The sequence below is a fragment of the Microcystis sp. M49636_WE2 genome (assembly GCF_030065375.1).
In the GTDB taxonomy this organism is placed as follows: domain Bacteria; phylum Cyanobacteriota; class Cyanobacteriia; order Cyanobacteriales; family Microcystaceae; genus Microcystis; species Microcystis aeruginosa_C.
In genome coordinates, this window is record NZ_JASJFG010000058.1 from 1 (window position 1) to 6659 (window position 6659).

The 6659-nt window shown below is 44.9% G+C and carries 4 protein-coding genes; 1 reads left to right on the forward strand and 3 read right to left on the reverse strand.

The window, feature by feature from the left end; genetic code table 11:
- Positions 1-283: 283 nt before the first annotated feature.
- A complete protein-coding gene (gene bchD / locus PX484_RS01365) occupies positions 284-2281 on the reverse strand; it encodes a magnesium chelatase ATPase subunit D (RefSeq protein WP_287666519.1) in 1998 nt (665 codons plus the stop codon).
- Positions 2282-2588: 307 nt separating this feature from the next.
- Here bchD and PX484_RS01370 point away from each other — a divergent pair, with 307 nt between their 5' ends.
- Complete coding sequence (locus tag PX484_RS01370; protein WP_288102696.1) at positions 2589-4271, forward strand: hypothetical protein; 1683 nt, start codon at positions 2589-2591, stop codon at positions 4269-4271.
- Between the two features lie 355 nt (positions 4272-4626).
- Here the strand turns inward: PX484_RS01370 and PX484_RS01375 are convergent, their stop codons facing one another.
- Positions 4627-5910: a TldD/PmbA family protein gene (locus PX484_RS01375; protein ID WP_002799819.1), complete on the reverse strand. Its 1284-nt coding sequence runs from the start codon at positions 5908-5910 to the stop codon at positions 4627-4629.
- 94 nt (positions 5911-6004) lie between these two features.
- A complete protein-coding gene (locus PX484_RS01380) occupies positions 6005-6145 on the reverse strand; it encodes a transposase (RefSeq protein WP_002799818.1) in 141 nt (46 codons plus the stop codon).
- Positions 6146-6659 lie beyond the last annotated feature (514 nt).

Sequence of the window (6659 nt, forward strand, 5' to 3'; positions counted from 1 at the left end):
ACTCGACCGACCCAACTGCAACAAAAAGCGTTAGATTTATTGGGAGTTTCCCTGATTTGTACCCAGTAACGGGGTGCTGTAAATTCTCTTAATCCCTTCTACAGCACAGGTTATGGCCTTTTGTCAACGGGGAAGTCCAGGGATAAGACTTTTAGGCTTTTTTGAAATCAAAAAGTGCCAGCCATTGCAGGGATCGGGAGGGAAATTTAGGCACTTTTTCCCTGAAAATTGGTAAAACCCCACACCCTGCCCCCACCGAAAAACTTTTTGCCGCAAACCCTAGCTACAGTCCCGCAATTGCCCCTCGCGCCATAGATGCGATCGCTTGTTCCGTGGCCCGGGGTAGATGATAATATTTACCCCCGGCTTTTAGGGCTAATTCTTTGGCAAAACCAGTGGAGACGAATTTTTTCTCCGTATCGATGACCAGCAATTTAATGCCTAAAGAGCGAATTTTAGCGGCAATATCGAGCAGTTCTGCCTTAATATCGGGTTTTTCCCCCTCCGGAATCGGTTCCCCTAGAGATTTCGCCAAAGGAATATTACTTCTCCCGTCGGTAATCGCCACAATCACCACTTGACCGATATCCCCCGATAAACGGGCATTCATCCCCACATGAACCGCTTGGGTTAAACCGTGGGCTAAGGGGGAACCGCCACCACAGGGCAGGGTTTCTAGACGTTTTTTCGCTAGGGTAATCGATTTGGTTGGCGGTAATAGTACATCTGCTCGCTCACCCCGGAAAGGAATCAGGGCAATCTGGTCGCGATTTTCGTAAGCTTCCGTTAACAGACGCATAACCGCACCTTTGGCCGACTGCATCCGATTGAGAGCCATGGAACCGGAGGCATCGACGACAAAGACAATTAAAGAACCAGCCTTGCGGGCCAGCCGTTTTGAGCGCAGATCCCCTTCTTCTATAATCACATGACGTTCGGGATTCCTCAAGCGACGGGCTTTTTGATAGGGGGCGGCCGCCCGGAGAGTGGCATCGACGGCGACTCTTTTCACCTTGCCCCGAGGTAACATCGGCTTAATATAACGTCCCCTATCTTCCGAGAAAATCAGGTTACGCGCCCCCGATTTCCCCTGACGCTGGGCCATCTGGGCAAAATACAGCACACTGGGATCCAGTAAAACCCCTTCTGGGTCAAAAACAAATTCTTCCGGCAAATTATCGGGCTGTTCCGGTTCTTTTTCCTCCTCTTTCTCCTCCTCTTTTTCTTCCTGTTCCTGCTGGTTTTCGTCTTGGGGCGGTTCCGGTGGTGGCGGTGGTGGCGGTGGCTGTTGTTCCTGTTCCGGAGGTGGTGGCGTAATCAGCGATCGAGGTACAATAACTAATTCGACGGCTCTTTTTAAGTCATCGGCACTGACTAAATCCCGACCTTCTAAAGCGGCGGCGGCCTTGGCTACTCTCACGGCAAAAATCTCGGCGCGATGACCTTCTACCCTACCGCGCACCGCTTCCTCCACTAGATAACTAATTTGTTCGGGTTTAATTTTTACCTCTTTTAACCATTCCCTCGCCAGAATAATTTCGGTTTTTAGATCATCGATTTCTTGGGCATATTGGGCGATAAAAGCGCTGGGAGAAACAGCATACTCGATCGCCTGATTGACGGCGGTGACTCGTTGGTCTAAACTAAGGACACCATCGGCGGAAAGAGCAATGGCAATTCTATCTAATAAATGGGGTCGTAAATCCCCTTCTTCTGGGTTATAAGTAGCGATCAGGATTGGTTTACAGGGATGTTGAAAACTGATGCCTTCCCGTTCGATTTGGTTACGTCCTTCGCTTAAAACTGTGAGTAATTGGTTAGCAATTTGGTCATCAAGTAGATTAATTTCATCGATGTAGAGAATTCCCCGATGGGCGCTGGCTAATAAACCTGGTTGAAAGACTGGTTCCCCCTGTTTCACCGATTCTTCCACATCGACGGAACCCAATAAACGATCCTCGGTGACTCCTAGGGGAATCTGCACGAAAGGGGCCCGGATAACTTCCGTGGCGACCTCTCCACTGCTATATTCTTCTTTAGTGTGATCGTCCCATTCGTCGGCATTGTTGGGATCACAATTAAAGACATTACCTGCGATAATTTCGATCGGTGGCAGTAAGGAATGTATCGCCCGCGCCATGACTGATTTGGCGGTTCCCCGACGACCGGCAATTACCACACCCCCCAGGGCGGGATCCACGGCGGCTAAGAGTAGGGCTAATTTAATCGCTTCTTGGCCGACAACGGCAGTCAGGGGAAAATTGAGGGTCAGAGTGGGCATAGATCTAGATTCAGGCGGCCAAATTCTAGTGTAAAACAGAAGCTCCCGGGTCCGGCACTTTTTCCCTTTTTGATTCCCGAACCCAGATTTTAAGTAGGTAGGCGTTAAAAATTATCAGACACCCCCCTTATCAAGGGGGGACTAAGGGGGGACTAAGGGGGGATCGAACCTAAAATCCATTTTTAATTTAATTATAACCAGCTACTTAGCTGCATCTCGATGGATTTCTTCATCCCCGAACCGATCGAGAAGTTACTGGGTTAATCTAGGATTAGCTCCTGATAACGGCTGTAGAGAGGACAAAAATATGATAGCGACAATAATCGATCGCCTTACGGAAACCAACCCGCAAATTATGCGAGAATGGCAAGGAAGATTAACCCCGAAAAATATCTCGATCGCCTCGGTTATCTCCCTAGTTGGTCAATTATTAGTTTACCTGTACTATAAGAATCTCTTGTCGGTAGGGGCGGGATTTAGTCGTTACTGTACCGCTAATCCCCCCCATAACAACGATTATAATCCCTATAGTGGGCTTAAATACTGCATCCAAGACCTAAATGGTCAATGGATGATTATCTCCCGGTTATGGTGGTTAGATATCTTCACTTTTCTGAGTATTACCGGCATTTTCGCCCTTTTAGTGGTGGGAACCTATCAATTAATCGCCGATCTTTCTGGGGAAGAGCGCCGGGGTACACTTAATTTTATCCGTCTGAGTCCCCAACCCGCCAAAACGATTTTTATCGGCAAAATTTTCGGGGTTCCCATTCTCCTCTATCTCGTCTGTCTTCTCGCTTTACCCTTTCACTTGGGGGCGGGTTTATTAGCAGGTATTCCCCTATCGTTAATTTTAGCCTTCTACGCGGTTCTGATCGCTAGTTGTGCCTTTTTCTATCATGCTGCCCTTAGTTTCGCTTTAGCCACGCCATGGTTAGGAGGATTTCAACCCTGGTTAGGCAGTGCTGCAGTCTTAATCTTTGTGTTTTATAGCACTATTTTTACTTTATCGGGCTATGGTGGTTCCCGTACTCCCTTTGATTGGTTAATTCTCTTTAATCCTAGTTTTGTCCTCCCCTATCTAGTTAAATCTACCTTTCTCCCCCCCGATGCGGTACGCTATCTAGGAATCTCACAAATCTTTGATCTGCGTTGGTACGGTCAATCTCTCTGGCAATCGGTTATAGTGGGTATTAGCTTAATTTTGCTCAATTTTGCCCTCTGTACCTACGGTTTAACCCGAGTTCTCCAGCGTCGCTTCCATAATCCCCTCGCTACTCTTGTTAGTAAACCCCAAAGTTACTGGATGATGGGCTGTTTTAGTGCCATTAGCCTGGGTTTTGTCTTCCAAACTCTGCAACCGAGCTATCTTTTCGATAATTTTGCGATTCTTAGCGTTTTTGTGGCGATTTTTGGCTTGTTAATCCTTTTTGCCCTCACTCCTCCCCGTCAAACTCTCCAAGATTGGGCGCGCTATCGTCATCTACAAGGAAAAACGGGCATTAGTCTGGGGAAAGCTTTAATCTTTGGCGAAAAAAGTCCTTCTACCCTAGCCATGGCTGTTAACGTCGCTATTGCCATTTTATTCATCCTTCCCGCTATTTTTATCGCCCCTCTCCATCAATATAAACTAGCCACTGCAGCCGGGTTTCTCTTGGCAATGAACATGATTTTAGTCTATGCCGCTATCGCCCAATTATTGATGTTAGCCGGCACAAATAAACGCGCTTTGCTCGCAGCCAGTAGCATCGGCATTTTGATTATTTTCCCCTTCCTCTGTTTCGCTGTCTTGGGAGTTAATCCCAGTCAATCTCCGCTTTTATGGTTTTTTACTTTTCTTCCCATTGCCGCTACTCAATACGCTACACTTCCCTCTTTCGCTTTGGCAATTTTCAGTCAGTGGTTGGGTTTAACCCTCGTCGGATGGCAAATTAATCGCCAATTAAATCGCCTTGGTGCCTCGGCAACTAAAGCGTTAATCCCAGGCTGAAAAATACCTACTCAAAGGGGAGATTAAATAATATCTCTGCCGATAATTTTCTCCCCTTGAGTGTCGGTTAATTTTTTTCCCAAAAAAGCTTGACAAAACCCCGCGACTTGACAGATAATTTCTTATATAATGGGAATCCGTGCCTGCCTGCGACCCCCCTCTTTTCAGGTCAAATAAAACCCCAAAAAATTAACCCCAAAAAGTAGGCTGAGTTAATCTCAGTTCCCAGATGATTCGGAGCATCTTTCAATTTGACAACGCCTATTGTAGGGCTAATTCATGAATTAGCCCTACACCTAGTAATTTCAGTTCCCATCTGATTAGGAGCATCTTTCAATTTGACAACGCCACATTTTTACCCTACCACCGATAAACTATCAACGATTAGCGAGGGAGTATAACAGGAGCCATTCCATTGATTATCGGCCCCCAGAGCGATTAAATTCTGCAAAGCGGTATAAACATTTCCCGTCACCATTGTATCTTTAACTCGTCCGGTGATTTTGCCCTTTTCTATGCGATAACCCAGATCGACATTGACAGAAAAATCGCCCGAAATATCGGCCCCATGACCTAAAATTTGGTCGATAACTAGGCCCTCATCTATTTGCGAGATTAAATCCTCTAAAGTTCCCTCTCCCGGTGCCACGATTAAATTAACTAAATCCGGCATGGGATAAACCCCTAAACCGGGACGAAAACCGTTTCCCGTCGGAGTAGTTTTTAATAATCTGGCCGTGGTACGATCGCTATAGAATTCCTTAACTCTACCTCCCTCAATTAAAGATAAAAATTTGGTAGGAGTTCCCTCATCATCAAAGGGACAACTATAGGGTTCTCGGTCCGGTTGTTGGGATAAAGTCAACTTTTCTGACATCACCAATTGACCAATTTTATCACTCCAGGGCGAGGACTGTTCTAAGACCTGTTTCCCATTTAAAGCCATCTCCACCGTACCCCATAAGAGGGTAACTGCATTAGAGGTCAATAAAATTGGTAATTTTCCCGTGGGACTATCCACATTATTGGCTGCCCATTGTAGTCGCTGCAATAACTGTTTAATTACCGTTTCGGGATGAGGTGTACTGCGGGTATATTCCCCATCATAAACGGCGAGAAAATCCTCTCCCCGTACCCATTCAATCCCCAGATAATAACTCAAAGCTGTATCGGTATATTGACAATATAAACCCTCGGAATTAACCAAACGGGTGATTTCCCGTTCACATTCCCATTCACCACTACAAATAACCTCAGGATAAACTTGGCGAATTTGGCCAATCATTTGATTACCCATCTCGATTAAAGATTCTACCGCCACATCCTGGCCAATCGGGTCATAAATTGCCCGTCGTGGTGCCGAAAATTCGATTTCTTCTGGGGCATTGAGATAGGATAAATTTAATGCCGTTTCTACTAAAATCTCAGGTTCCACATCACCATAACCCACCGCTAACCCCGGACAACCCTCGCGCCATAATCTTAAGGCAGTTCCCACGGATTCAGAACTTTCTAGCTGTTTGAGACGATTAGCCTCAAAAAAAACGGGATGGGAAAGGGAGGAAGATTGATAAACTTCGGCTGCCACCGCTCCGGATTGGAGAGCCAGTTCGATGAGTTGTTGCGGATCGATCGTCATGGTGATAGTTTTTGAGATGATAGCTATCTGATTATCGAAAATTTGGGTTTAAAACCCCGTCGTTCTACGACGGCTTTTCTTGATCTCTAATATATCACTTAAGAACTGCCAATGGCACACCTCCCACAGAAGAAACAAAATAACTAGGAGACCAAAGAGCATCTTTCCCATCTGATTTAGGATAACCAGCTTGTTCATATCTGCGCCTAGAAAAAGCTTTTAAGGAATTAACCATTACAGAAATATAAAGTTTAGTTGTTTATTCGATTATAGCGTTGTACATGGTCAGATTTTCCATTAAATTTAGAAGTTTTGAATGATAGCTTTATAAAGTAAAAAAGCGGCTGAAATATTATATTCTAAGTAAGTAGGTGTTAAAAATTGTTAGATACCCCACCTTATTAAGGGGGAATCAAAGACAAAATCTATCTTCAATTTAATTGAAACCACTTACTTACTCAACGGACTTAGTACAATAATTAAGATGGTCGCCAGATAGGTCGAGGAGTATAGCAAAATGTCTAACGAAACCGTCACCTATTCCCTAGAATCCGTCCTGACAAGGATTGAAAAGACCTCTTGCACAATTTTTTTATGGTATAATATAAGGTTTTGCTTTTTTCTCAATTCTTAGATTGAAGTGGAAAAAAGAATAAAATGTGATCTTAGGTCAGGAAATCATCTATAATTTTGCTATGTTTATTAGCAAAATTATGGATTATCAAAACTTATCAGATGAACAATTCAAA

Excerpts from the sequence above, each read along its gene's own strand:
- bchD (WP_287666519.1), bottom strand. The coding sequence starts at position 2,281 with ATGCCCACTCTGACCCTCAATTTTCCCCTGACTGCCGTTGTCGGCCAA.
- PX484_RS01370 (WP_288102696.1), top strand. The coding sequence starts at position 2,589 with ATGATAGCGACAATAATCGATCGCCTTACGGAAACCAACCCGCAAATT.
- PX484_RS01375 (WP_002799819.1), bottom strand. The coding sequence starts at position 5,910 with ATGACGATCGATCCGCAACAACTCATCGAACTGGCTCTCCAATCCGGA.
- PX484_RS01380 (WP_002799818.1), bottom strand. The coding sequence starts at position 6,145 with ATGGTTAATTCCTTAAAAGCTTTTTCTAGGCGCAGATATGAACAAGCT.